Here is a 25,909-nt window from a genome sequence, read left to right as displayed (position 1 = left end):
AAAAATACATAACACCTTGCATATGAATGAACAAATTGGATAGTAGATCCCGCAATCTAACCTAACTAAACTAACTAAAATTAATGAAATTAAGTTGTTTTTCGAAAGCGACCAACCCCTTATTATGGCTATTTTTTGCTGCCTTACTCCAGCTCAGCCACCGGGTCAACGCACAAACTGTAACCTACTCTGGGCATAATGTTCCGCTTGAGGAGGTGCTCCAGGCCATTAAGCTCCAAACAAAGTATGAGGTTCTTGGCGCTAAAAAAATATTGGAAGTGGCTCGGCCAATTTCAATAAAGGCAGAAAAAATGCCTCTTAAATTATTTCTTGATAAACTTTTATCTAATCAGGAGATCGGATATACTATTGAATCCAAAACGATCTTCTTGGAAAAGAAAACAAGGCCGCGAAAAACGGAACAGAAAGTTCACCCAACGGCTGAAAAATCATCTCAAATACAAATCAAGGGGCAGATCTTTGGAAAAGATCATAAGCCTCTGTACGGTGTGAATATCGCACAGGGTGGAAATACGATTGCTGTGGCCGATAAGGAGGGGCGATTTTCCATCGTTGGAAACATGCAACCGCTTACAATGAGCATGGTCGGCTATCGGGATCTGATACTCAACTTGGTTGACAACAAGGATGCCTATACGATACAGATGGAAGAAGAGGCAAATGCCTTAGATCAGGTCGTTGTGACCGGCTATCAAACGCTGAAAAAGGACTCCTACACGGGAACTGCCATTACAAAAAGTGGCGATGAACTGCGTCAGGTCAATCCACAGAACGTGCTGCAGGCTATGCAAGTCTTTGATCCTTCCTTTAAGATATTACCTAATAATATAGCCGGTTCTAATCCCAACGCGTTACCCAATATCAATGTGCGTGGGTCCTCAGCCTTGCCCAGCGGCAGCACAGATGTGCTGCGTCGGGATAATGTCACGACAACCATGAACTTACCTGCCTTTATCTTGGATGGTTTTGAAGTGAGCTTAGAGAAAGTCATGGATTTGGATATGACGCGTATTGAGAGTGTCACGACTTTAAAAGATGCTGCCGCGAGTGCTATCTACGGCTCGCGTGCTGCCAATGGTGTCATGGTAATTGTTACGAAGGCTCCCAAAGAGGGCAAATTGCAGGTGACATACACGCATGAAACTAATGTAAACATGCCGGATCTGTCTGGGTATAACCTATTAAATGCAGCGGATAAGTTGGCATATGAGCAGCTTGCCGGGCTTTATGATGGAACAAAACAACGTCAATCGCAGGATGTATTAGACGAATTATACTATCATAAATTGGCAAATGTGCTTGGAGGAATAGATACCTATTGGTTATCGCAACCGGTACGCACCGCAATTGGACAAAAACATGGCGTATTCTTGGAAGGCGGTGCGCAAACTTTTCGCTATGGCGTGGATATGCGTTATCAAACACGCCCAGGTGTGATGAAAAGTTCTGGCAGAAACCAGTATTCCGGAGGATTAAATTTTAGTTACAATCCAAAAAATAAAATCCGTTTTCAAAATGAGCTCTCCATTACGGTTGTCGATGGCAGGGAATCTCCTTACGGAAGTTTTGAGAATTTTGTTAAAATGAATCCGTACTATAGATTGAAAGATGATCAAGGTAATATCACGCAATTGTCGGATCGTTGGATTAGGGTAGATCCTTCAGGAACTAGAAACGAGGAGTATGTGCTTAACCCCGCTTATGATGCGACATTGAGCAGCTACAATAAGTCTGGCTATACCGAATTATTGAACAACCTTTCTGCTGATCTTGATCTGGGAAAGGGACTGCGCCTTCGCGGATTGCTTTCCTTGCTGAAACGGATGAATACCGGTGACGATTTCCGATCCCCCTTGTCCAACGAGTTTTATTCCTACGAAACCTCAAGGGCGGATGAAAGAGGGAGCTACGGAAGTTATAGTAACAATGAATTGTATTGGGATGGAAATATACGTTTGAATTGGGACCGAAATATTGGCAAGCATTATTTTAATGTGATCGCCGGTGCCAATATAAGAACGGAGAGTTATGATGAACGTTACTTTAAAGCGATTGGTTTTCCCAATGACCGCTTTACCGATATTGGTTTTGCGAAAGGCTATGAAGAAGGGAAAAGTCCGGAAACGAATGTAGGCGCTTCGCGTTTATTTGGATCCTTCTTGAGTGGTAACTATAGCTATGACAACCGCTATCTGCTTGATGCGACCTTACGCATCGACGGATCGTCAAAGTTTGGAGCGAATAAGCGTACTGCACCTTTTTGGTCAACGGGAATTGGTTGGAATATGCACAATGAAAAATGGTTTTCTACAAAGGTGATTAGTCAACTCCGTCTTCGTGCAACCGTGGGTTTGACAGGGTCGGTTCAATTTGATCCATATATGTCGCGCGTAACTTATTCTTATGATAAAAATAATTGGTACTCGTCGGGATTGGGAAGTACGGTGCGTAATTATGGGAATGAGGATCTTGCCTGGCAAAGGACGCAATCGGTGGACCTGGGTGTAGATGTCGGCTTTTGGAACAACAAATTAACGTTTTCACTGCGTAGCTATAGTAAAATTACAAAAGATATCTTGGCGGATATTAATATCGCTCCTTCGACTGGGTTTGGTTCATATAAAGAAAATCTAGGTGATATGGAGAATAAAGGAGTCGAGTTGGGCATAAATTGGCAGGCGATCAAAAAAGAAAAATGGACATTGAGCTTGCTCGCTAATCTGGTGCAAAATCGCAATAAAATTGTGCGTATTTCCAATGCTTTAAAGAGTTATAATGAGCGTGCAGATGAAGAACAACAGAAAGATGAATTTAAAGCTGTACCCTTATTGCGCTACGAAGAGGGACAGTCCATGGATGCCATTTATGCGGTTCCTTCCTTGGGCATAGATCCAGAAAGTGGAAGGGAAGTCTTTGTGAAACGAGACGGGAGTTTGACCTATGACTGGAACCCTCGTGATATTGCAGTCGTTGGGGTAGCGACACCAAAAATGGAGGGATCTTTCGGCGGTACCTTACGTTATCAGCAATGGATGATGGTCGCCTATTTCCAAACGCGCTTAGGGGGGAAAACGTATAACCAAACCCTAGTTGATCGTGTGGAAAATGCAGATCCACGTTATAATGTGGACGCTAGGGTCCTCGAAGAACGATGGAAGAACCCGGGTGATCACACGTTTTTTAAAAGTATTGAGGATTTGGGGCGTAGCGAATTATCTTCTCGCTTTGTGATGCCAGATAATCTATTAACCTTGCAATCGCTTAATATTTCTTATGATGCTAATCAAGCTTTTGCCAATCGCTTGGCTCTGGCGAGTTTGCGTGTGGGCCTGATCGGCAACGATATCTTTCGCTGGTCTAATGTGAAGGAAGAGCGCGGCATCAAATATCCTTTTGCACGATCGCTTACCCTGACATTACAAGCTAGATTTAAATAGGCTTTGTTATGACTAAAAATATATGCTGATAGCGATTTTATTTGTGAAAATAACCTGACACAAACGAATTAACATTATGAAAAAGAAAAATATATTTATCGTCTTGCTTTGCAGTATCTGTCTGCTATCCTGTCAGAAATGGCTGGATATACAACCCCAAAGTGAGGTGGAAAAAGATCGTCTCTTTACTACTGAGGATGGCTTTAAGGAAGCATTATTGGGAATTTATACCCGCTGTGCTAACGGTGATTTATACGGTAAGGAGCTGACAATTGGTACACCTGAAGTACTGGTACAGAATTATACAATTCCGAACAATGATCCGCTAGGTTATCAGAAGACTGCACGATTTGATTACGATGATGGCGCCTTTAAAGATCGCAAGGACAATATCTGGAAGGGGCTATACCATGGGATAGTAAATGCAAATCTCTTATTAGCTGAAATAGACAGCAAGAGAAATCTTTTTGTCGGGGACAATTACGCTTTGATCAAAGGAGAAGCCTTGGCTTTGCGTGCTTTTCTACATTTTGATGCGTTACGTTTGTTTGCTCCAGCACCTATCGTGAATGCACAGGCAGATGCGATTCCTTATGTAACCAAATATTCGAATAAAACGACTCCCTTGAGCAAGGTGTCAGCAGTGCTGGATTCGGTCATTGCAGACTTGGTGGTAGCGAAAGATCTATTGAAGGTGGATCCGATACGCTCTGCAGGCTACGTAGTTGGATATCCGACGGTAAACGATACACTGGAAAATTCAGAACTGAGCAATAACAGTCTCTTTTTGCAGAATAGAAGGCATAGACTAAATTATTATGCGGTGTGCGGTGCACTCGCACGTGTCTACCTGTATAAGGGAGATAAGCCTAAAGCGTTAGCAAATGCGATGGAGGTGATCGTTTCTAAAAAGTTTCCTTGGACAAATAATACTGATTTTCAATCTGTAAAAGAGGATAAAAAGGATCGAATTCTTTATAAGGAGCTCTTGTTTGCATGGTATATTCCCGGAATGAGTAGCGAATATAATCAAGAATGGTTTGGCACAGGTCGGATGAATCTGGACAAAGAAGAAGGACGAACGATTTATGAAGTGGGCGGGAATGGTGGTGGCGATCTGCGTTATACTCAATGGTTTGGTGCAGTAAGCGTGGGAACAACGGCTTTAAGTGCTTTGGTAAAATATAATAGAAATACGTTTAGTGACAATTTTGAAGCGAATTTACATTATCTCATGGCGCCAGCAATACGGTTAAGCGAGCTCTATTATATTGCCGCGGAATGTAATTATGAAAGCAATCCGACTTTAGCGGCAGAATATCTCAATCAGGTACGTATACAGCGCGGTATAGGAGAACCAGCCGATGTGTCGACGGCGATAAAATTCCGTATAGAATTACTTAAGGAATACCGCAAAGAGATGTATGCAGAAGGACAGCTTTTTTATGCTTATAAGCGATTAAATGCTTCGATAATTGGCGAAAAAGGCACAATCATACCGGCGGGCCAAAAGATCTTTGTATGGCCATTGCCAAGTGATGAAATAATTTATGGACAACGCTAAAATGGAAATAGGATGAGAAAGACTATTTATATACTACTTGCACTTGTTTTTTTTCTGTTCTTTTCTTGTCAGAAAACAGAATTAAAAACCTACGATACAGCTGCTAATGTTTATTTCGATCTGACCCCAGAAGCACGCGATAGCATCGTATATACTTTTGCCTATGAAATGACCCGAGCATCGGATACACTTTATATTCCGGTCCGGTTGATGGGCAATCGGGAGGGGAATCAACGTCATTTTCAGGTGTACGTGGAGAAGGATTCGTCCACTGCACGCAGCAATGAACATTATCAGGCATTGTCGGTTGCATATCCCCTGGAAGCAGATCAAGGAACGGGCTATGTCCCATTAATTATCCATAATACGAAGGATCTAGAAGAAAAATCAGTGTCGCTTATCTTAAAATTGAAAGCGAGCCCAGACTTCGGTATTAATGATCCACGGTTGATAAGGACGTATATCATCCTTTCTGCACGATTGGAAAAACCAAACTGGTGGGGAAATTGGCCATTGGGTGAATATTCACGAGTAAGACATCAGTTGTTTTTTATAGCAACAGAACAGCGGCAATTGTCCACCGAAGGATTGGATGCTCCAAAGAACCTCTACTTTGCCAATTTGTTGACCATCATGCTTAATGATCCTTTTAAATGGGTAGCGGATCATCCTGAAAAAGGTTATGTATTAGAAAGCAAGGATAATGGGCAAAGCTATATCTTCTACCATAAGGACAATCCCAATCGACCGATTCAGTTGAAAAAAAATACTGGAGTAGGTAAATTTTTCTTTATTGATGAATCAGGAAAGGAGCTTAGATAAAATGAAAAAATTAATAATGAGCATTGTCGTATTGGCGCTGTTAGCGGCCTGTTACAAGGACAAAGGAAATTATGTTATTGATATGCCTGAGTCGCCGATGATACAAAATTTGGATACACTCTACGAAGCAATGACTGGCGATAGTCTAATTGTACAGCCTAAAATTACAGGGATAGCGGCTGAAAATCTGGAATGTGAATGGCGTATTGATGTCCCTGAGGCACTTGTGCCAGAATCCAATCATTACAAGGGGAATGCATTGCGGATTGTATTTGGTTTAGAAGCAAAACGCTATACAGCTCGGATTACCATAACCAATAAAGCGAATGGGATGAAATATTTTTATCCCTTCAAAATTCAGGGGGTGACGGAATTTTCTCGAGGTACTTTGGTCTTATCAGCGGATCAGGCTGGTGGTAAACTTTCTTTTATTAAACCTGACAACAGTGTTCAACCTAATATTTATGAGGTGATTAATGGCCAACCTTTACCGGTTGACCCACTACATTTGCATTATGTAAAGAATCAATTCACGGGCAATACGCCATTAGGTTATTGGATTATTTCGAAACAAGGTGGGGTGCGTTTGAATGTCAATACGTTAAAAAAGGAAAGTTTAAAGCCGGGGACTTTATTTGATAATTTCTTCTTAGCTCCTCCGACCATTAACGTAGGAAGCCTTCTGGCCCACCCACAAGGGGTTCTATTAGGGGTAATCAATGACAAATTTTATGGCGGGGCAACCACTACATGGGATCAATCTGCAACCTACGGGATGTTTGGTACCTATGCAGATGGAGAGTATGATCTGGCTTCGAAATTTGTGTTATCGGCTGCCAATAATAATTATACGGTCGTTGCTTTTGAAAAGAATAAGAAGCAATTCGTACGTATTAATCTCTATGGATCTCCTATGTATTTTGGAACGCAGTATAGCGCTATTGATGCGGATATTTTCAATCCTGTGAATGTGGGTATGGACTTGTTGCAGATGGTGCAGATTAATAACGCGGATACTTATGCTTATGTGAAAAGTGCAGATGGCAAGATCTATGAATTGATGTTCAATGTGAACTTTGCTGGCCCTTTTAATTTCACTTCGGGCCATAAACGACTTTTTGTACGTCAAGAGTGGATCACAGCTGACACAAAAATGGTGGCTAGTCGTAGCGGTTATATTTACATTGCTGCACAAAATCAAGTTTTTCGCTACAATCCCTTGAGTGAGCAATTGCAGCTCTTGCGGGCAACTATAAAAGGAGATGTAACTATGCTAAAATTAGAAGATGATGAGAATACCCTGATTGTGGGATCAGCGGGAACACTCTATTATCTCGATATCCAGGTGGGTAAAAGTGGCGAGCTTGTCAAAAAAATTGATGGCATCCCGGGGAGCCCTGTAGACGTGACCTGGCGTAAATAAACATAAATAAAAATCAAATCTAATTACAGAAAATATGAAAAATTTCAAAATAGTAGTTTTAGCCTTGGCCATGTCGCCAATGCTGTCATTTGCACAGCAGACCAACTTTGAGATCAAAGGAGATGCACCCAAAGCTTTCAATGGCAAAAAAGTGTATTTGGACTATACAAAGGATGGTTTTCCGGCATCTGATTCATCAGCGATCGTAGACGGAAAATTTAGTTTTAAGGGAGTTGTGGAGGAACCATCCTATTCAAGAATGGTCTTTGATCAGGATGGAAAAGGCAAATTGATCGCGCAGAATATCGGTGATCGCCTTTATTTTTACTTAGGTAATGAAAATTATACAATCGCTATTGAGGACTCTTTACGTACTGCATCGATTAAGGGATCTCCTTTGCATGATGGGTATGTTGCTTATTTGAACGAAATTGGGGGTGGCTTTATGGATATTATTGATGCTGGTAACAGCGCCTTTGCTGCGGTAGATAAAGACGCTCCGGACGCCAATGAACAATATAAAGCGATTCACGAAAAGTTCGAAGCTCGGTTTGAAGCGCGCAGAATAAAAGAGCTGGCTTTTGCAGCTAAAAATCCAAATTCGATCTTTGCTGTGGATGCACTTATTGATGCAGCCAATAAACGTAAACTTAGTGAAATAGAACCTTTATTTTTAAAATTGTCTAAGGAGGTACGCCAACTAACAAATGCGAGACAACTGGAAGCACGCTTTTTGGCAGAGAAAAGTGTCAAGATCGGCAATAAGGCACCGGATTTTTCACAGCCTGATACGAAGGGTAAAATGGTTAAGGTATCTGATTTTAAGGGACAATATGTGCTGATCGACTTTTGGGCGAGCTGGTGTAGTCCTTGCCGTGCTGAAAATCCAAATCTCTTAAAAGCATACAACAAATATAAAAGTAAAGGATTGGAAGTACTTGCGGTATCATTAGACGACACCAAAGGGAAAAATGCGTGGCTGAAAGCAATTAAAGATGATGGTTTACCTTGGATTCATGTCGCTGACTTAAAAGGTTGGAGCAATGAGGCCGCGGTATTGTACGGAGTACGCGCAGTCCCACAAAACTATCTGGTGGATCCGCAGGGGAACATTGTTGCTATCAATATAAAGGGAGAACTCCTGCATCAGGAACTGGCCAAGGTGTTTGGTAATTGATCCGTATAACCAGTGCATTGGTGAGGGTGTTATGCACCAATAAAGTGGTAAAATAGGCAACTGTATTTTAAGGTCAGGGATTAATTTCCTGACCTTTTTTTGAGCTAAGCCTTTTGATCGTGGTAAATTGATGTGTGCTGATAATTCAGTTAGAACGCTGCCGATAATTTGGTTGTCGATTTTGTACTACTTTTAATCGATAATGTGGACTCTTTCTTAAGTTAATACAATTATTTTTGATCGTATAGCGTATAACAAATTATAAACTGATGTCTGGGGATACCCTTAGGCAACTCATTCTTACCTTAGATAAAATGATGATGGATAGAAGAACAGCAATCAAATTTTTGGGCACTACCTTTCCAATGCTCTTTCTTAGCAAATTTAGTTCCGCTCATACTTATTTAGGAAAAGTGCCTTTTCGTCCCGACTGGCGCTCCCTTGAAAATTATCGGGTTCCTGATTGGTTTCGCGATGCTAAGTTTGGGATATGGGCACATTGGGGACCACAATGTCAGCCAGAAAGAGGGGATTGGTATGCGCGGGGGATGTATCAGGAGGGGTCGGATCAGTATAACTACCACGTTGAAAAATACGGACACCCGTCGGTCTTTGGCTTTAAGGATGTGATTCATCAATGGAAAGCCGAAAATTGGAATCCAGAAGAGTTGATGGAGCTGTACAAAAAAGCTGGAGCGCAGTATTTTATGGCGCTGGCAAACCATCATGACAATTTGGACCTTTATCAGAGCAGCCACCATAAATGGAATAGTGTAAACCTGGGACCCAAAAAGGATATTGTGAAAGCCTGGGAGCATGCTGCAAAAAAAAGAGGCCTTAAATTTGGTGTGAGTGTGCATGCAGCACATGCCTGGACGTGGTACGAAACTGCGCAGCGGAGCGATAAGAAAGGGAAGTTGGCCGGCATTCCATATGATGGTAAGCTTAAAAAGGAAGATGGAAAAGGAAAATGGTGGGCCGAGTATGATCCACAGGAATTGTATGCGCAGGATCATCAACCGAGTCTAGATAGCAAAGACGATAGTACCGTTCATCGGCAATGGCATTGGGATGTCGCATCGGGTGTGAGTGTACCAACGGAAGCGTATTGTGAAAATTTTAAGGCACGTACATTGGAACTGATGAATAATTATCATCCTGATATCGTTTACTTTGATGATACAGTACTGCCGCTTTGGCCAATCAGTAATGTCGGTTTGGAAATAGCAGCCAAATTTTATAATAAAAGCATGCAAGCGAATCGTGGGAAGGTAGAGGTTGTGATTAATGGTAAAATCCTAAATGAAAGCCAGCGGAAATGTTTGGTTTGGGATATCGAACGAGGACAGAGCAATTCTATTGAAGCTCAACCTTGGCAAACCTGTACCTGTATAGGTTCGTGGCACTATGATCGACGGATCTATGATCGTAATCAATATAAGTCGGCTAAAACTGTAATCCATATGTTGATTGATGTCGTAAGCAAAAATGGAAACCTATTGCTTAGTGTACCATTACGCGGCGACGGCTCGATCGACGATAAAGCCAAGGATGTAGTGCAAGGAATTGGCGACTGGATGGCAATTCATAGTGAAGCAATCATTGGTACAAGACCTTGGCATACTTTTGGGGAGGGACCTGCGCAACAAGATGCTCCTTCATTAAATGTACAGGGATTCAATGAAGGAAAAGGGAAAGCCTTTACCAGCGATGATGTGCGTTTTACCACGAAAGGAAAGGTATTATACGCTTTTATTTTAGGTAAATCCGAGAATAGGCTTTTTAGCGTTAAATCATTGGGAACCGCTAGGCCAAATATCCAATCGATTAAAGAGGTGCAAATACTAGGCTCTAATGACAAGATATCGTTTAATCAATTTGAACAGGCACTTGAAGTCAGGCTACCAGATCATTTTATTCAAAATAACATAGCTACGGTCTTAAAAATCACATAGATTGCCGTTATCGTAGCTATGTTATCTCTTGTTTTTAAACAGGTCAACTGCTGCAAATCTTATTTTTTCTTCAGAAGTCCAAGCATACAGGTAGCATAATTTTTGCCAAGCTGTCGGTATCCTGCCGGACTGAAATGCAATCCGTCACCAATCCCCTGACATCGGGCTGACGATACAACATGTGCAGTGGCGAGTGTGGAAGGCAATGTCTGGATAATACTGTTCATAGACGCACATTTTCCGCCCTCTTCGGCTGATAGAAGTTCGCCTGCAAGCAATGGAACCGCATCGGCCTTCAAGTCCAAATCGTTCAATAGATTTTCGTATACCTTCTTCACTTTATCCGGCCATCCGCGATCGCCCGTATTGGACTCGCCTTGATGAAGTAAAATGCCTTTGATGACTCCTTCTTGTTGAGCAATTTTGGCTAACGCAACAAGTTTTTTGTAGGGATGGTTATCATAGGTGCCCAACATGGGTCTCATCCACGCTGGTGCTCTTGCGACATAGTTTGCCGTACTATCCTGATCAAATAACTGGATATGGCAACCTCCAACGGAAACATTAATCACACCGATAGTGATTGTGTCGGGAAGATGCTCGACCAATGTTTTGCCAAAATAATCTGCGGGCGTAAGACCTGTATGACATCGTGTGATTGGAGGTTTTGCCTGGTACCATTGGCCCGGCTTGCGCCCAATTTCGGGGCAGTCAACCGCTTGTAAAGCATAGAATCTGCTGACAGAAATGGTGTCTTGGCTTTCAAATTGTCCATGTCCCTCCATATTCGACTGCCCAAAACATAGGTAAATATGGAAGTTTTTATTTTGAGCAAATGTCGCTGTCAGCGTTGAACAGCATAGCATAGTGAAAAGCAACAGCAGAAAGCTAATATTATTTTTATGCATATTGTAGTTTTTAATGATTGTCTTTGTTAAGAAAAAGTATTTCGCGATAGGTGAGACCTACCGCGAAAAGATGTAAGGGATTTGGAAAGATAAATGTTTCGTTATATGTACGTTTTTTCAAAACGCTTAATTCATCGCTATAAATTTGAATTTAAATAATTGACAGGATGTACCATAATAATCCCAAAGCTGCAGATTGGAATTGCCATCCATCGTACAGTTGGGTACATCCCAACCGCGGGTAGCATCTACCTTTGAGGTAATTTTGTAATAACCATTGGCTACAGCTGTTACCTTCCAGGCCTGCGCATCATTGCCATAGTTCTGCCAGAGCCGGATGGCAGTTCCGAGTGCATTGCTGTTACTCGCCAGATCAACGCATCGATTGCTCGCACTTGCTTTGGAAACAAAACGCCAGTACCCGTTGCCCGCATCTATTGCTACCCAGCGCTGTGCATTTGCGCCATTTCTGGTCCAGGGTCTGAGTACTGCGCCGTTGGAATCTTCCCCTGATTTTAAATCAAGGACTTTGTTGGCATCGGTCTGAAATTCAATCTCGTAAATGCCATTATTGACCAGACTAGTGACGGTACAGTTAGACATAGGATAATTGGAGGCGGCATATTGCTGAAACCACTGTTTAGCAGGAGCAGCGCAAGCCTCCCAATCGTTGTTATAGGCTGTGCCAGCATTGGGATCTCCTTTGTGAAGCAGATTGTCCGGAGCGAGAAGGTTCCAGCTCACATTGCCGGATTGATCGACGATATATTTTAGATTGGCACCAAAACCGTTTCCGCCCGCTGTACCTGTGGTTCCTGTACCGAAGGTACCGTATCCCTGTGGGGCCCAATCGGTTTCGGTAATGGCTATCGGGGCGATGTCAGCAATAGGCTTAACATTGGTATTCCATGCATTCTGAAAAGCTTGATAGGTATTGACACCACCCCAATATCCCGGATAGATATGTACGGCGTAGCCGATGTTGCCGCCGGTAATCTGATTAGTGACATAGCCCTGATAATGGGACTGCCAACCGGTACCTGGTATCCAGCAGACATTATTGGCACCGTTGTTACGGATGATATTGACCAATGGCTGAAAGAAATTTTTCAGCGCAGCAAAATGCTCATTGCCTGTCATCCCCCAGCTACCATTTGTTCCGAGGATTTCAACCGGTTCGTTGGCCAATTCAAACATCACGTTGTCTGCATTTTTCAATGCAGGGTGCTGTGAAAGGAAAGTCCATACGGTTTTGAGATAAGTATGATAGGCATCATTTACTGCAATACGGTGCGGACATACACCCGGAGGGCGCAAGATAACATACATACCCCGGCTGCGGGCATGATTGATCAAGGGAATAATGACCTGGTCGGTGTAGGTAACCAGGCGATTGTAGTTGAACCTTGAAATATTGTCTTCGGGAATGGGAGCTCCCGGATCATTGGTCCAATAAGGATCAATGTGTAGACGAATGTAATTAAGATACCAGCCATCTGCAGCACTGCTCAGCTTGTCCATGACCGCTTTGTTGTAATTGAGTGCTCCCTGCACATTGTAGTTGTCCCAGGTGCAGTAGCCCGAGTTGGCGCCATACTGACAGCCATTGAACCAGGGGCTTGGCGTAATGGCTACCCCATGCAAGACAACGTTATTGTCGCAGGGATCTTTGAGGTACTTTCCGCCTACATGCAGGGTCGGGGTTGGCCGTGGCCAGCTTGCAACAGCTTGGGCGGAAACATTGGATTTAAGACTTCTTTCGGATTCGCTGGTTAGCGTTTTTTCTTCCAGCCGCGAACAGCTGGAAAAAATAGCTAATAAAAAGACCAGCAATAACCACATGTTGTTTGTTCTCATAATTTAAATATTTAAGGGTGATTAATGATCTTATTTTTTAGCCAACAATGCCTCAGCAACTGCCTGATAGGCTGGCTTTCGAACAAATCCTTCGGTCCATAAACCGATGGGCTCCCCGCGTCTCCAGAATGAACTTTCCTGGTCTGGACTATCCAATGGACTCCAGATGGTAATACCGTACTGCTTATCCTTGGGAATAATTTCGAGGTATTTCGCAACGACAAATTTGTACAGGTCAGCTTGTTTCTGATACATTTCAGCTGTGGCATTGCTGGTCATTATGCCGTTTCCAAGACCAATATCGAGCTCAGACACTTTGATCAGCTTGCCAGTGGCGGCCAATAGATTGAACATAGTGACGATATTGTCTTTGCTGGTATTGATATCGATGTGCATCTGGGTGCCGATCCCATCAACTTTGGCCCCTTTGCTTTCGATGTAGTTAACATAGGCGATCAGCCCTTTACATTTGTTGCCGCTGCCTTCTAAGCCGTAGTCATTGATGAATAGGAGGTCATTGGCATTGCCATATTTGCGGGCAAACTGGAGGGCTTTGACGGCATAATCTTTTCCTAAGTAATCCTGCCAGTAGAATTCGTCATCGGCCAGGTCGGTTTTTCCGATGCCGGTCTTTAAGGCATATTGGTCCGGCCAGTCGGCCATCGGTTCGTTGACCACATCCCAGGCTTTGATGTAGCCTTTGGTTTTCTCAAGCATGCCAGCAATAAATGTCTCCAGCGCTTTGGTGAGTATGGCTTCTTTCTCGGCAGGAATTTTCTCGATCGTGCTGCCCCCAGGGCTGCCATAACCTTCACCATTGGCGGACTGTGCTCTTAAAGAATTGTTTCCCCAGCCAAACCAGCCGTCAATATTGCTTTCAAAATCACTGTTGGCAATAAGGCTTGCGGAACTACCTGTTTTTGTCAGCACGACCTTGTCGATGAAAATGGTACCATCGTATTGGCCAAAATTGATGATAAAACGATTCCGCGCAGCAGTTACGGTAACTTTGAGTTCGTATTCTTTGTAGCTTGTTGTTAATGCTAATGACCCCATATTGTCACCAGTATAATTGGAGGTGCTCTGCAGATCGATACTCATGTTGCCCGCTTTACTGCCCCAGGCCACAATCTTCAATACATATTCTTTCCCTACTTCCGTCGGGTTAATGTCTGTGGCTGTCTGTGCTTCCCAGGCATTGACAACAGAAGGATTGCTCATTTTTAGTGCATGTCCCGCTAGAGCTGGTCCTCCAGAACCTGGTATAACCACAGGAGCGATTAACTTATTCAGGTAGGCGGCATTCTGTCCAGAATGCCAGCACAGCGTGTGGCCATACAGTGCCATGTTGGTTTCCTGTGCGGCTGTAATCAGCTGTTCTACACGAGCTAGATTCAGGCTTCCGTCGGCTTGCACAATGGAACCATGTTTCATTTCATAGCCCATCACCATTTCTTCGAAGTTGCGGTTAGCCAAGCGGTAGAGTACTCCTTTATTAAAGTAATCGTTCATATTGAGCGCCACACCAAGTTTAAATGCGGGGTTTGCCAGTTTGTCTAAATAAGTTTTCAGGGGATTGTAGGCATTTATATCTTCCTGCGCCAGCACTTTCTCCGGTTTTTCGACGGCATATTCCAGAGGTTGATATTTGGAACAGGAACTCCAGACGGTGCCGAGAGAAAGTAGCATGACGATAGTTTTATTGATTTTTTTCATCGTTGTTCTTTATTGAATTGATACTACTTTTTGATGGGCGTAAAAGTTTCCATTTTGACGGATCTGTCCCGCATTACCAGAGTATCCTTGCTTGTGATACTCATTTGTGCCATATCGATCGTATAGGATAGATAAAGTGCATCTCTGTCTGTATTGCCCCAGCTGTTTTTTTCGCCCCGTTTGACAAACTTTCCAGTTCCTGTAGCGGATATGCCAGCACTTGCCGAGCTAATGCTGCAATTGTTGTCGTCATCAAAAGATAGGTTCAGATTGACATTGATATTGATATCACCAGCTCCCTTAAAAGATAGCGGCAAGATCGATTTCTTAAGTGCGGCCGTACTGATGTTTTTGACTTCATCTTTTTCGACATAGGCCTGATGTCTGACAACATTTTTAGTCAAGCTGCTATTGACTCCTTTGCCAAGGATCTGATCGGTGCCGCGGCGAAGGTAATTGCCATGCCAGGGATTGATATATTTGAGGGCATAGAAGATAAAATCTTTCGGCGCGGCATCCCAGTCGGATGCTATCGCCCTATTGGCGGTCTGTAAGGAAGTTTTACCGGAGAGGATAGAATCGGCATTGACAACCTTTGTCATCCGGAGCGGTAAAACGTAATAGGTTTCCAGGGATTTGGGGTCGGCAAAAAATGCGTCAGTCAGTTGCACCTCTACGCCGCCTGTGAGACTACCACTCGGAATGCTGATCTGGTTGCTGGCAAGCTGATAATAACTGTCAGGCAATGCGGTAACTGCCTGGCCATTTGGGTAGCTGAGTCCACGCGTGAGACTGTTGTCGACAACGAAGTCAATACGAATGTCTTTCTTGTTGTTATAGACGCCACCCGTGGTTGCTATGACTTTGACCTTATGTTGGTTGTCAAGGCTGTTGTCAAAGATGTCTTCGCCCAGAGTTACTGTTCTGACGGGTGTCTGATAAGCGAAGTATACCGATTGAAATTCGAAGTCCGGGAACTCCCAGTCATTATTTTTGCAGGACGCTAGGCTTACTAAAGCCATCGCGTACAGGATATTGATCTTTTTCATCGTGTGCATGTTAAGTTTAATTCCAGCCTATATTTTGTGCAAGATTGCTGTATTTGAGTACTTCACTGTAGGGGATCGGACCGTAATTCATATAGGTTTCATAAAGTCTATTCTCTACAGGTATTTCGGTATAGTTGTTATTGGTGATACTAATTCCCTTTGCGGCGACATTGATATCCATTTTCCAACGGCGGAGATCCCAAAAGCGGAACCCTTCAAAACAAAGCTCCAGTCGGCGCTCGTTTCGGATCAGCTGCCGCATTTGATCTCTATTGTTTTTTACCTGCTCTAGGTAAGGATCGCCATTGTTGGTGCCTACACCTGCACGTCTGCGAATAGCTTTGATGATATCGTAGGCCGAGAACGTAAAGGTACCCATACCCGTAGGACCCCAAGCTTCATTAGCCGCTTCGGCATAGGCCAGATACATTTCCGTCATGCGTATACGTGCATTGAAATGCATTTGCTGGGTAGAAGATGACGGATTGAGATTGACGTCCTGACGCAGAAGCTTTTTCAGGTAATAACCCGTCCGTGTGGATGTTTCGACTTTGTTCAAGCCGTCATTTGTCGGACTATTGGCTGTGGTATTGATCGCTGTATTGCTGACACCTGCTGTAGCACCATTGACAATGATATAGGTCTTCAATCGGGGATCCCGTTTATCGTAGGGATTGGCTTTATTGTAGGCCGAATTGGCATCGGCAATGGGATAACCATTCTCCATGGGGAAGGCATCGACCAGGTTCTGCGTTGGGTTGAGCCGCCCTCTGCCGAATAAGGTGGGCGGAAAATGATCTTGCTCCATGCTATTGCTATTTCCTTTGTCTGTACGCCAAAGAATTTCGGCCGGATTGGATCCTGAGGTTAAACCGTCGACCACCTCTTTATTGTACCATGTAAATCCTTTGGGATCGATGCCACTGGGACCACCTTTGGCCTGGATGACCTCTCCCGCATAGGTAGCGGCTTGCTCCCAGGTCGTTTTACTGCCTTCACTATAGGCCGGGCTTGCTGCTAATAGCGCTGCTCTGGCACGAATAGCCTGGGCGATGCGTTTGGTCATCCGTAATTTGAATGTGGAGCCAAATACACGATTGTAATCATTAGCGTTTATGGATCCTGCATATTTGACTGGAACCTGGCTATCGTTACTGATATTTTCATAATCCATCGGCAATAAATCCGCTGCTTTTTTGATATCATCGTACAACTGTTGTATACAGGCTTCAAATGAAGCTCGAGGTTGATTGAAATCCGAATTAACGGTCTCGGGAGTCAAATGAATTGGTACCCCCAGTATTTCTCCTGTGCTTGACTTGCCGGCATGCGCCTGTAGGAGATGGAACATAAACAGCGCACGAAGGCCATAGGCTTCACCCTTCATCCGGTCGTTGAACAGGACGCTGACTTTTGGCTCCATAGCCCATTCGACCTGATCCGTTAAGGACAGAAAGTTGTTCAGATATTGTATGGCTGCATAACTGTTGCGCCATTGGTCGAAAGGGTTGTTTATACTTGTCCACTGACCGGTTGCCGTTTTTAGAAAACTATTATTTTTATCGTTGCTCACCGCATTGTCGGTCGCGACGTCATCAAAGCTGTAGCTATTGCTTGGAATACGGTTGTACCCATTTAAAAGCAGTCCCTGGGCGTATAAAGGACGGCTATTGGCTGTTTCAATTTCAAGATTATTCTCTAGAGCGGGCTCAAACATATCTTCGCAGGAAGAAAATAGCAGGCTGCTCAGGATAGCTACGGTTAATATTTTTTTCATCATTCTCATTTTAACTATTCATGATTAAAATAGAGCCTTTAGCCCGACGTTGAAGAATCGGGTTTGCGGCGCTTGTCCAATATTCAGTTGCATTGTTTCTTTTTCTTTTGCAATCATCAACAGATTGGATCCATTGGCATAGATTCCCAGTTCATGGATAAATTTGGAATTGAGTATCCGTTTGGGAAAATCGTAGGAAAGCTGCACTTTGGACAGGTTGATGCGATCGGTCTTATATAGCCAAAAGTCTGAGCTTCGAAAGTTGTTATCACTATTGAAGGTGGTCAGGCGCGGATACGTTGCGGTTTCCTTGGTGGACTCTGTCCAGCGGTCACGGACGACCACCGAATATTTATCTTCCGCATCTACCCAAAAGTAAGAACTATTTTTCATGGCCTTGGCACCGAACTGGCCTTTAGCGGCAGCAAATAGGGTGAGGTTGTTCCATTTGACCGTCAGGTTGAATCCGAGTGTAAGCGGCGATCCGGACCATCCACCTTTGCCCAGATAAACCTCGTCGCGCGTATCAATCGTGCCGTCCCCATTTTGATCTTTATACTTCATATCACCGGGTTTTACTTCACCAAATGAAGAGAAGGCCGAATCGTCAATATCGGACTGACTCATATAAAAACCATCGTGCTGCAAACCCCATAGTGCATCAAGCGGTTTTCCGGCTCTATTTTGATAGCTAAACTGATAGAGCTCGTCCCTTTTTACTGCTTTTGTCGTATAGTACATCCCGTTGAACCCCAATGATACAAAAGTCTGGTTTACCTGTTTGTTCAGATTGATGCCAAAGTCGATACCCCGGCGCTCATCACTGTTGTAATTGATGTAGGGGAGATCCGAGTAAACAGGCCAACCTGTCATAAAATACATCGGATATTGCGTTTCCGCTTGTACCAAACCGCCACTCATACGATTAAAAAAGTATGAGGTATTGAAGGTGATCAGGTTATTGTAAAGTCCACCTTCAAGGTTGATGTTAAATTCCTTGCGTTTTGGAAATTTCATGTTTGGATTGTCGCCCCTCCGTCGGTCAAAAGAGTGTACTAATGCGCCATCCGCCCAGCTATACCAGGCCCCGTTGTTGTAGGTATAATAGCCCTGATACAGGAAATAATCGCTAATGTCCAGGTCGGTGTTTAAGATACCTGCCGAAGCAGATAACCTTAACTCATTGACAACGCTACTGTTGGCGAGAAAATTTTCTTCTGACAGGCGCCAGGCGAGAGCCAGTGTAGGGGAGAGGGCTCGCCTGTTTCCCTCCGGTAATTTCGCCGAATGGCTATAAGCGCTACTAAAGTCAACATAATATTTACCTGAATAATTGTAACCTAGCTGTAGCCCTAGGTTGGCATTGCTGACTTTATGGTAGCTGCCGGAGGCAGCAACCTGAAATGCATTGGCCAATAGGATTGCCGAAACATGGTGGTTGCTACCGTAGGTACGGTTAAAGTTTAGGGATCCATTAAGCCCGATGGTCTGCCGATAGGTGCTGCCGCTGATATTTTGGATGCCCGATATGCGGTCATCGCCATATTTTGTGAGGCCACTGATCCGATCTTTTCCGTCGTAGTTGTTCCATGAAGCTTGATACACCGCATAATTATTGTTGTAAGACTGATTGTAATTTGACTGATAATCCACGGCTAGGTTGGTTTTGAACACGAGGCCTTCCAGGATATTTTTTAAGTCGAAATTCAAACCTGTATTAAATTGAAACTGCCGGTTGAGATAGCGGTTGGTGCCGCCTGCATAGACATTTGCAAAGGCATTGGTCTGGTCGAGCTGACTTCCTCCCAGGAGGTATTTGCCATCGATGAGAAAATTACTGTTGTTGACATACACCATCGAGTTGACGTCGCCTTCCTCGATCATATCGATCGGGATGAGGGGAGAAAAGCGATGTGGCCGTATGTTGGACGCTGCCTCCCAATAGTTCGCATTCACCCCCTTTGAAACATAGAAACTGGCGGCAGCATCTACATTTAATGAGATGATGTCGCTGACTTTGACATCTATATTACCACGCATGTTAAATCTATTGGCACCACCATTTTTTTTCGCCTGCCCAAAGTTGAGCATGGATCCTTCTGACCAAAATCCAAAGTTGGTATAGTACTGCGCGCGCTGATTGCCGCCCGAAATTTCGGCAGTCGCGTCGTAGCGGTTATAATGATCTTTGATATAGTCCGATGAATAGTAATCGACATTGGGGTAGCGAAAGGGATTTGTCCCGGCTGCATGCTGATAGATGGTTTCGGCACTGTAGAGCGGTGTTAGTCCATCATTTTGGCGGGCTTCGTTATATAAGGTCATATATTCTGCTGAGCCCAGGTATTTTGGATAACTGATCGCCGCATTGATTCCGGCATTAGCCCTGATTTTTATTTTCTGAGCACCGGCTTTTCCGCGTTTTGTGCTAATGTTGATCACGCCCTTGGCGGCCCGGCTCCCATAAAGTGCAATGGCATTGACTCCTTTTAGTACACTGATCTGCTCGATCTCTGTCGGCATAACATTATCAGCGTCGCGTGGAAATCCATCCACGAGGACCAGATAACCGCTCATGCCCCAGATATTACCGTTAAAACCAGAAATAAAGGCATCTAGATTTTCCAGACTGTAGGTGCTGTAGCTCTTGTCGAGCAATTGGGGGATATTGATAGCCTGAACATTTCCCATGAGGTCATTTTTCTGAACTTTGCGGAAAGCGACTTGTACAAGCGCCGTACTGTCTATGCCGATACTGTCCTGAAGACTAGTTTTGGAAAATGTTGAAAGTGTATTTTTATATTGTCCAATGGTTGGATCAAGAGACTCTTTGGCCATCCCATCAAAGGCGGCTATCCAGCTTAATCCAAGACATAACGCTATTCTTAATTTTTTGTACTTCATTTTTTGAATGATTAAATGAAAAACTTGTTACCAGCCTGGGTTCTGATAGAACTCGGGATACATATTGACATCTCTGACCTTTAGTGGCAACCAGTAATGTTTGCTCGTAAATTTGCGTTCCAAAATGATATTCTCCTGGATATTGACAACGCGATTTTGAGATGGATCTTGGTTGTTAAATGTTCCTGCTCGATCAAATGAAACGGCTTTCTTTAAAGTGTAAGGCGATTCGGTCAACAACAACCAGCGACGCAGATCATTAAAGCGGTGCCCTTCGAAGGAAAGTTCCACAGCACGTTCGCGACGTAGCTCGGGGAGCAGGGAGGCCGCGGAGCCGAGAAATTTGCTATCTACATGGCCCACGCCAGCGCGATCGCGCACGACATTGATTGCCTCAACCGCCGTTTTACCGTAATTGTCTGCTTTACCCGTGGCCGAATTGGTCCCCATCATGGCAGATTCGGCATACATCAAATAGACATCAGCGAGGCGCATATAAGGCACGTAAATATGAAGATTGGTACCATAGCTATAGGCTTGATCATATTTATTGGAAGTTAAAGGGATAAATTTGCGTAGGACGTAGCCTGTCTGACTGCCCGTGCGGGTATCCCGATAGCTTCCGCCTGTGTACAGATTGGCGTTGCGATTTTTTTCTTCTGAAGCCGACATATTGCCCTGAACGACTTTAGCACCGTCAAAAATAATGTCCTTGTAAAAGCGCGGATCCCGATCTTTCCAGGGATATTCGGCATTGTATCCAGACTCCGCATCGGACTGGGTAATGTCTTTGATCGGTAGGCCACTTTTCATGCCATAGTAGTCGACATAATTTGCGGTTGGGTTAAACTTAAGGTCGCCATCTCCAACCTCCAGTGGAATATATTGCTTGCTCGTACCCCAATTAGATACCCATGCATCAATATAAGGGCCTCTAAAAATAGCTTCTGTGCTGCCTGGCATGGCCCAGTTTTGCCCCGTTGTATAAAAGTTTAAATGGATGTTGGCCATGGGTACCAGCGCATAATTTGTCTGGCCACTTTCAACAAGGGACAGCAATTCGCCAAAGGCTTGGGCTGCTTTTTTACAATAATCTGCCTGATAGGTTTTACTCCCGGTAGACTGAAAATTCATCAGTGGACTTCCTGCCCAAAGGTAGTTTTTGCCGAGATAGGCCAGCGCCATGATCTTATTGATGCGCAACTGGTTTTTGCCCAGTGTACGCTTTCCTGCGGTTGTATTGTCCCAGTCGATCGGTAAGAGGTCGGCCGCTTCTCTAAAATCGGCTGCGGCAAGATCCGCACAAGCCTGATAGCTAAGTCTTGGTAACCGAAGCTTTTCGTCGCTTGGAAGTACATAGTTTATATACGGCATACCGCCAAAATACTCCATCAGTCGGTGGTGAAACCAACCTCGGAAAAATAACAATTGACCCTTGATCAGGTTCTTTTCTTCTTGCGTCGCTTCGTTCAGTTTGTCGATATTTTCTAAGCCAAGGCTTATTTTCCGAAGGCCAAACCAAGCGGCGCTCCATAGATCGCGGAAGGCACGGTTGGCGAATACATCGTCGTTTCTGGTGGTAAAATCTCCCTGATCCATCCAACCAGCACCCCAGCCATCAGATTCCCTTTGCCAACCCCAAAAATTGCCTTGGTCTATTTTGTTTACAAAATGAAAATTGTTTGCTGTGGAGGTTATTTCATCCTCCCCCCAGTTCCAGGAGTTGGTCCAGTAGTTGTTGCTGAAATTGACTACGCAATTGTAAAGTTCCTCAGTGTAACCCTGAAAGTTGATAAAGTTTTTAAATGCTTCTTTGGACGATACATTGGACTGTTCCTCTTTATCGAGATATTTATTGCAGGACAGTAATGATGTAGACGACCAGAGCACACCAGTTATAAAGATTACCTTGAAATATTTTTTCATCTGTCTAATTGCTTTAAAAAGTAATGTTTGCACCTAGATTAAACCGTTTTACAGTAGGATAAGCTCCTTGAGAAGCCCACCCTGTACCTGCGTAATTGGATTCTCGGTCATCGGGCATTTTCGACCAGAAGACCAGGTTGTTGCCATTTAGGAATAGGCGAAGATTTTGAAGACCCAAGCGCTTGATCATACTGGATTCCCTGTTAAAATTATAGGCAATTTCAGCTGTCTTCAATCGGATGTATGAGCCATCAAACATATACCTGTTGCCAGGGGTGTAACTGCTCGATTGAGATAGCCATCGTGGGAGCGGCACATCGGCATTAGTATTGTCCTTTGACCAATAAGAACCCTCATCGTAGGCCAGATTAAGCTGTCCCGAGAAACTATTGAAGACAACCTGACGGGTGACATTATTGACGGCATACCATTGTGTCATTACACTGAAATTATTCCAGTCAAACCCAATCGTACAATTGTATGTATTTTGTGGAACAGAGGGAAAGGCATATGGAATATTGTCCTTGGCATCAATGATACCATCACCGTTATAATCCAGGATGTGATAATTGCCGGGGAGCTTAGCAAGGTCATTGCTTTCGTGTATGGTACTGCCATAAAGTTCATCCCAGGTATTGTAATACCCGGAGCTAACATAGGAATAGGTTTGACTCACCTGCTTATTGTCCGGTTTCTGATATTCGGGAAGCAATTCTGGAGCGTCAGCATTGATGACTTTGTCCTTGGCATGGGTAAAATTAATATCTGCCCATATTCGCCAATTGGGGCTAAGTTGCTTATTGAATTTCAGTTCGACTTCATAACCTTTATTTTCTACCTCTCCGAGGTTGGCGGTTGGGGCCTCAACACCGAAATAGGAGGGAATAGACCTTCCGCCACCCGTGATAAGTACATTCGTCCTGTGATCTTTGAAGAAGTCTACTTTTCCGGAAATCTGTCCGTTGAACAGTCCAAAGTCCACGCCGAAGTTTAACTTCTTCACTTTTTCCCAGCGGATATTTGGGTTTCCAAGCACATTTTCTTTATACCAGATGTATGGACTGGTATTTCCATCGGAGTAAGAAAACCGACCGTCGACACCCATCCCTGAAGTACCACCGTAAGCCCATTGCGTTAAATAAAGAAATTGTCCACCACCACTATCGTCGCCAATATCCCCATAAGAGCCACGTAGCTTTAATGTGTTCAAAAAGGATAAAGGTTTCATAAACTCTTCTTCCGAAACTAACCAGCCGATACCACCTGAATTAAAAAAGGCAAATCTGTTTTCAGGAGCGAATTTCTCGGATCCTGTATATGCGCCATTATACTCAAGCATATATTTGTTTTTATAATTATAGGTGGTGCGGAACACCCAGTCTTCCCGATAGGATGGAACGGTGCTCCCTCTTCCGTATTGATTGCGGTTAACTAAACCCATGGCTGAAATATTGTGGTTTTTAGCCAAGGTAGTTGCGTAATTTAATTGCAACTGATAAAATAATCTCCTGTACGTGAGTGCGTTGTTTACGGTTCCTCCTTCTATCGTCCAGTCAATACCTTCGGCAAAATCAAATCTATTGGTTCCATCAAAAGGTATTTGATAGGTTGGAAGTCCGGTTTTGGGATCTATCCACTTGCTTTGGGTGCTATTATTGGCATCATTGATACCACGCCTGCCCTCTACAAATGTATTATCCAAAGAGATTGTTCCGCGTAGATTAAGACCTTTTGTTAAAAATTTGAGGTCCTGTTCAAGCGTAAAATCTGTTGTGATACGACTTGTGGTAATATACTCCGTTCCGCTGATGGCCAATACACGGGCAGAGTTTATGCCGGCATTTGGGTTTGGCGCATTGAACCCCCAGGTGCCATCTGAATAACGTGGATAGATAACATCCGGTGCTACGGTGTAGGCTGCAATCCAATAGGAATAATCGTTGCCACCCCCAAATGGGCTTTTTCGGACGCCACGTGAACCTGCGAGATTTGTTGAAAATTTGGTTGTTGGCGTCAATTGGAAATCTAGATTCGAACGCACATTAAGACGGTTAAATCCGTAGCCGGCTTTATAGCCCCTTGCGTTTTCAAACTGCCGAAATAGATCACCTTCATACAGATAATCCGCGTTGGCAAAGTATTTGACAAATGGTGTGCCGCCGGCAATATTCACACTGCTGTTTTGCGAAAATGCTTGGCTTCTAAAGAGTTCTTTTGCCCAATCGGTATTTACATAACGCTCCCGTTCGGTTTGGTCGGCGGGGAAACGGTATTTATTGATAATATCCTGCGGTGAATAATCGGCCCAACTTGCAGGGTTGATACCCAATTCGTACTCAATCACTTTATTACGTAGCATCAATGCATCGTACGAATCCATTTTACCGGGTAGTTGTGAAACAGTTTTAACGATGTTGTTGACGGTACCACGTATGAGCATTTGCCCTTCTTTACCGCGTTTGGTAGTGATCAAGATAACCCCATTTGCTCCTCTGACACCATAAACAGCGGTAGCCGATGCGTCTTTAAGTACTGAAATCGTTTCGATAGAACTGATGTCAACTGCTGATAAAGGTCGCTCGACACCATCGACCATCACCAGCGGATCTGTGTTGTTCCAGGTACTGCGGCCCCGAATGACAATACGCGGGTCTTCCTCGCCGGGCATTCCCGTACTTGCAGTCGTGATCACACCCGGTACATTGCCCGTTAAGGCTGCACCTACGCTGGATACGCCACCGGCGCGCTCCAGGATTTTTCCCGAAGTTTGGGCAATAGCACCCACAACTGTTTCTTTCTTTTGCCGACCGTATCCTACAACGATGGTTTCTTCTATTTCAATAGACTTGTCTATAAGCCGAACCTCTACTGTCGTTTTATCGTCAATGGGAAGCTCAACTTGTCCGTAGCCGAGTTTGGAAATGGTCAATAAATTTTTGTCTGCTGGCACTTGAAGGGTAAATGCTCCATTTTCGTCGGTGGAAGTACCTAATGATGTCCCTTTCACCTTGATGGAAGCGCCGCTTATTTTTTTGTGGTTGCCATCGACAACAATGCCCTTAATTTGCCTTTTGGCTTGAGCCTTTAATGTTACCTGCCCGACAAGCAGCAAGAATAACAGTAAAGTGAATGGCCTAGCTATACCCCATAGCTTTCTCCAATGCCTTATAAATGTGATTGAGATTGTAATCATCATAGCATTTGTGGATTATTAAAATAGGTTTAAAAATTTTTTGGTTAATTTGTCTGTAATTGGTTGGTACAGTTGTACCAATATTCCCTTAGGTCATTTTTGATCATCATAGGATCGCAGACTATGGATCATCCAGTGTTATCATGGCATTATAATAATTGGTTAAAAAATTAGCTGTTT

At 43.8% G+C, this 25,909-nt stretch carries 14 protein-coding genes; 6 read left to right on the top strand and 8 right to left on the bottom strand.

The features are described 5' to 3' along the window. The first annotated feature begins 83 nt into the window (after positions 1-83). From HPC41_RS15025 to HPC41_RS15000, 6 genes are all read left to right on the top strand, one after another. Positions 84-3,458, top strand: coding sequence for a SusC/RagA family TonB-linked outer membrane protein (locus tag HPC41_RS15025; RefSeq protein WP_172394771.1), 3,375 nt, complete (start codon positions 84-86; stop codon positions 3,456-3,458). Positions 3,459-3,534: 76 nt separating this feature from the next. Continuing rightward, a complete protein-coding gene (locus HPC41_RS15020) occupies positions 3,535-5,022 on the top strand; it encodes a RagB/SusD family nutrient uptake outer membrane protein (protein WP_172394770.1) in 1,488 nt (495 codons plus the stop codon). Between the two features lie 12 nt (positions 5,023-5,034). Beyond that, entirely contained in the window at positions 5,035-5,844 is an 810-nt protein-coding gene (locus HPC41_RS15015; protein ID WP_172394769.1) for a DUF4843 domain-containing protein, read from the top strand. 1 nt (position 5,845) lies between these two features. Then, complete coding sequence (locus tag HPC41_RS15010) at positions 5,846-7,267, top strand: PKD-like family lipoprotein (RefSeq protein WP_172394768.1); 1,422 nt, start codon at positions 5,846-5,848, stop codon at positions 7,265-7,267. Positions 7,268-7,301: 34 nt separating this feature from the next. Continuing rightward, the gene (locus HPC41_RS15005; RefSeq protein ID WP_172394767.1) at positions 7,302-8,444 is read left to right on the top strand and encodes a TlpA disulfide reductase family protein; all 1,143 of its coding nucleotides are present in this window, start codon (positions 7,302-7,304) and stop codon (positions 8,442-8,444) included. 269 nt (positions 8,445-8,713) lie between these two features. Next, positions 8,714-10,399, top strand: coding sequence for an alpha-L-fucosidase (locus HPC41_RS15000; RefSeq protein WP_246250680.1), 1,686 nt, complete (start codon positions 8,714-8,716; stop codon positions 10,397-10,399). A 59-nt stretch (positions 10,400-10,458) separates the two neighbouring features. Here the strand turns inward: HPC41_RS15000 and HPC41_RS14995 are convergent, their stop codons facing one another. The 8 genes from HPC41_RS14995 to HPC41_RS14960 form a co-directional block, all read right to left on the bottom strand. Continuing rightward, a complete protein-coding gene (locus HPC41_RS14995) occupies positions 10,459-11,307 on the bottom strand; it encodes a sialate O-acetylesterase (RefSeq protein WP_172394766.1) in 849 nt (282 codons plus the stop codon). 126 nt (positions 11,308-11,433) lie between these two features. Beyond that, complete coding sequence (locus tag HPC41_RS14990) at positions 11,434-13,164, bottom strand: RICIN domain-containing protein (RefSeq protein ID WP_172394765.1); 1,731 nt, start codon at positions 13,162-13,164, stop codon at positions 11,434-11,436. A 30-nt stretch (positions 13,165-13,194) separates the two neighbouring features. Next, on the bottom strand, positions 13,195-14,880 hold the full coding sequence (locus HPC41_RS14985; RefSeq protein ID WP_216660763.1) for an endo-1,4-beta-xylanase: 1,686 nt from the start codon (positions 14,878-14,880) through the stop codon (positions 13,195-13,197). Between the two features lie 23 nt (positions 14,881-14,903). Further along, entirely contained in the window at positions 14,904-15,929 is a 1,026-nt protein-coding gene (locus tag HPC41_RS14980; RefSeq protein WP_172394764.1) for a DUF5627 domain-containing protein, read from the bottom strand. A 16-nt stretch (positions 15,930-15,945) separates the two neighbouring features. Further along, the gene (locus HPC41_RS14975) at positions 15,946-17,709 is read right to left on the bottom strand and encodes a RagB/SusD family nutrient uptake outer membrane protein (RefSeq protein ID WP_223584949.1); all 1,764 of its coding nucleotides are present in this window, start codon (positions 17,707-17,709) and stop codon (positions 15,946-15,948) included. 21 nt (positions 17,710-17,730) lie between these two features. Then, entirely contained in the window at positions 17,731-20,610 is a 2,880-nt protein-coding gene (locus tag HPC41_RS14970) for a SusC/RagA family TonB-linked outer membrane protein (protein WP_172394762.1), read from the bottom strand. 27 nt (positions 20,611-20,637) lie between these two features. Beyond that, a complete protein-coding gene (locus HPC41_RS14965; protein ID WP_172394761.1) occupies positions 20,638-22,536 on the bottom strand; it encodes a RagB/SusD family nutrient uptake outer membrane protein in 1,899 nt (632 codons plus the stop codon). Between the two features lie 13 nt (positions 22,537-22,549). Continuing rightward, a complete protein-coding gene (locus HPC41_RS14960) occupies positions 22,550-25,732 on the bottom strand; it encodes a SusC/RagA family TonB-linked outer membrane protein (RefSeq protein WP_246250678.1) in 3,183 nt (1,060 codons plus the stop codon). Between the last annotated feature and the right edge of the window lie 177 nt (positions 25,733-25,909).

The organism is Sphingobacterium prati (genome assembly GCF_013167215.1).
Classification (GTDB): Bacteria; Bacteroidota; Bacteroidia; order Sphingobacteriales; family Sphingobacteriaceae; genus Sphingobacterium; species Sphingobacterium prati.
Note: the sequence above shows the minus strand (reverse complement) of the source record. Positions and strands in the feature narration are given on the sequence as shown.